1 protein-coding gene and 1 pseudogene are annotated in these 469 nt (G+C 43.7%); both read right to left on the bottom strand.

Translation table 11 applies throughout. The annotated features are described in order from the left end of the window. The coding region (locus KNP95_RS15975) for an AAA family ATPase (RefSeq protein WP_214838359.1) at window positions 1–281 on the bottom strand (281 nt) is incomplete at its 3' end. Beyond that, window positions 281–469, bottom strand: a pseudogene (locus KNP95_RS15970) (hypothetical protein); the annotation flags it as partial. The gene KNP95_RS15975 and the pseudogene KNP95_RS15970, both read right to left, overlap by 1 nt.

The raw sequence follows: 469 nt of genomic DNA, 5'->3' as shown, positions 1-469 counted from the left end.
AAGATCGGGCCTTGCTTGTTTTCAAACTCTTGCGTCTTTAGATTGAAAAAATCTGAACCGACAATATCTGACGGTAATAAGTCGGCTGTAAACTGAATTCTTGAAAAGTCGCCGTGGAAACTCGTCGCTAATGTCTTGGCCAACATCGTTTTCCCGGTTCCAGGTACATCTTCTAAGAGCACATGTCCGTTTGCCAACAGCGATGTCACACACAGTTCTACCACTGTTGGGTTTCCCAAATAGACTTGGTTGATTTCCTCAATCATCGTACGAATGTTCATCAAGATTTCTCTCCTTTGTAGTGTTGGATGTATTGTCTGACAGATACTTTGAAATCATGAAGTGAGCGCTCGTCGATCACGTCCAGTTCTCCATATCGTACATCGGCATAAGGTTTCACAGATTGTTCGAATCGAATGCGTGCAAACCACTCTGAGACGGTCTCGTGAGGTTTTCGTTTTTGAGTGTC

Origin of the sequence: Exiguobacterium sp. s36 (assembly GCF_018618345.1) — a bacterium.
GTDB classification, from domain to species: Bacteria; Bacillota; Bacilli; order Exiguobacteriales; family Exiguobacteriaceae; genus Exiguobacterium; species Exiguobacterium chiriqhucha.
Note: the sequence above shows the minus strand (reverse complement) of the source record. Positions and strands in the feature narration are given on the sequence as shown.